Origin of the sequence: Streptomyces phaeochromogenes, from assembly GCF_001418655.1 — a bacterium.
Classification (GTDB): Bacteria; Actinomycetota; Actinomycetes; order Streptomycetales; family Streptomycetaceae; genus Streptomyces; species Streptomyces phaeochromogenes.
Genome location: NZ_LIQZ01000603.1, coordinates 1 through 2,095, shown reverse-complemented (window position 1 = coordinate 2,095; position 2,095 = coordinate 1). Strand labels below are relative to the sequence as shown.

The following is a 2,095-nucleotide window of genomic DNA, read 5'->3' as shown; positions in this document are numbered from 1 at the left end:
CCACCCCACCCTCACGCTGGAACCGCACCCCGAGACGAGTTGGAGCACCCATGCCCCAGCACGTGCCTTCGTCGTTGCGCGCCGCCTTCCCCCGCTCCGCGCAGCGACCCCCGGCGCTCCCCCCACAGCCGCGCCGAATCGTTTTCCTCGCCCGTCGTGACTTCGGCAACGAAGCAGCGGGCGGCTCCGAACTCCTCGTCGACAGACTCGCCGAGGGCCTGACCCACCTCGGCCACCAGGTCACCCTGCTCTGCGGCGGCCCCGCCGCGTACCGCGACTACCGTGTCGTGTCCGCGGGCGGCGACCTCGGCCACTACCTGCGCGCCAGATCGGCGTTCCAGCGCCAGATCGGCGACTGCGACCTGCTCGTCGAGGTCTGCAACGGCATGCCGTACCTGGCCCCCCTGTGGCACCGCGGCCCGACCCTCTGCCTGGTCAACCACGTGCACACCGACCTGTGGCGGATGCGGTTCAACGGCCCGCTGGCGCCCGCCGCCCGGCTCGGCCGAAGACTCGAACACTGGGCCCTCGCCGGCGCACAGCGCCACAACCTGCTGGTCGCCGTCTCCCCGTCGACGGCACACGCGCTGCGCGCGATCGGGGTCGAGCGCGAGCGCATCCGGGTCGTCCACAACGGCGTGGAGGAGCCGGGCCCACCCACCGAACGCTCACCGGAACCGCTGTTCCTGGCGATGGGCAGGCTCGTCGAGTACAAGCGGATCGACTTGCTGCTGCGACTGTGGGAGCGGGTCCGCCCGGTCACCGGCGGCCGGCTGGTCATAGTCGGCGACGGCCCCGAACGGGAACGGCTCGAACAACTCGCGGGCCCGGGCGTCGAGTTCAGGGGCCATGTCTCCGAAACGGAGAAGCACCGGCTGCTCTGCGCGGCCTGGCTGCTGCTGCACCCCTCGGCGGTCGAGGGCTGGGGCCTGGTGGTGACGGAGGCGGCGGCCCGCGAGACCCCGGCCATCGCCTTCGACGTACCCGGCCTGCGCGACTCGATCGTGGACGGCGAGACGGGCCTGCTGGCCCGCGGCGAGTCCTCGTTCGCGGCGGCCTGGTGCACCCTCGCCCTGTCCACCCACCGTCGCACGCTCATGGGCAAGGCGGCGGGCGACCGCGCCACCCAGTTCCGCTGGCACCGCACGGTCCGCCAGTTCAGAGCGGTGGCAACGGAGGCGGTGAGGAACTGGCCATGAGGCCCGCCGGGGGAAAAAACACAAACCCAGCCACAACACCAAACCCAACCCCAGCCACAAACCGAAGCCCAACCCCAAACGCAACCGCAGGGGGCACAAACCCAGCCCCAACCCCACTCCCAACCACAGACTTCAAGGACCCATCCCTACGCCGCTCCCTGGCCCTCTTCCGCGCCTTCCGTCACGAGCAGGCCGACCCCGAGGCCTGCTACGCACTGCTCGCACGCGACGCGGCGAACCAGGTGGAGGCGTACGACGGCCCCGTGAAGGGCCGGACAGTCGTGGACATCGGCGGCGGAGGCGGCTACTTCACGGACGAGTTCAGGCGACGCGGCGCGCACGGCTATCTCTTCGAGCCGGACATGCGGGAGCTCGGACCGAAACCACCACAGGGCGCGGTGGTCGCAGACGGCTATCTCCTGCCGCTCGCCGACGCGGTGGCGGACGTCAGCTTCTCCTCCAACGTCCTGGAACACGTGGCCGACCCGCAGACCTTCATCAGCGAGATGGTGCGGGTGACGAAACCCGGCGGCCTGATCTACGTGTCGTTCACCAACTGGCTGTCCCCATGGGGCGGTCACGAGTGGGCGCCCTGGCACTACCTGGGCGCCGAGCGGGCCCGCGCCCGCTACAGCCGCCGAACCGGCAGGCCCGCCAAGCACACCCTCGGCGAGAACCTCTTCGCCGTACACATCGGACCCACCCTGCGGCAGGTGCGCGCCCGGGACGACGTCACGGTCGTCTCGGCGCGCTCCCGCTACTGGCCGTTCCTCGCCCAGGCCGTCGCGAAGGCGCCGGGGCTGCGCGAGTTCGCCACCTGGAACCTCCTCCTCATTCTCCGGCGGTATCCATGACCAGCACGGTCCAGGCCCCTCCCCCGGCGCGCACCCGTCCGC

Annotated in this window: 2 protein-coding genes; both read left to right on the top strand. The window is 71.3% G+C overall.

Annotation, left to right across the window (positions count from 1 at the left end; all coding sequences use genetic code 11):
• Positions 1–50: 50 nt before the first annotated feature.
• Positions 51–1,199, top strand: coding sequence for a glycosyltransferase family 4 protein (locus AOK17_RS46525; RefSeq protein WP_055618681.1), 1,149 nt, complete (start codon positions 51–53; stop codon positions 1,197–1,199).
• Positions 1,196–2,053 carry a class I SAM-dependent methyltransferase gene (locus tag AOK17_RS46520; RefSeq protein ID WP_425424700.1) on the top strand — a complete coding sequence of 286 codons (858 nt, stop codon included), beginning with the start codon at positions 1,196–1,198 and terminating at the stop codon, positions 2,051–2,053. The genes AOK17_RS46525 and AOK17_RS46520 overlap by 4 nt, the downstream gene beginning before the upstream one ends.
• Positions 2,054–2,095: the final 42 nt, after the last annotated feature.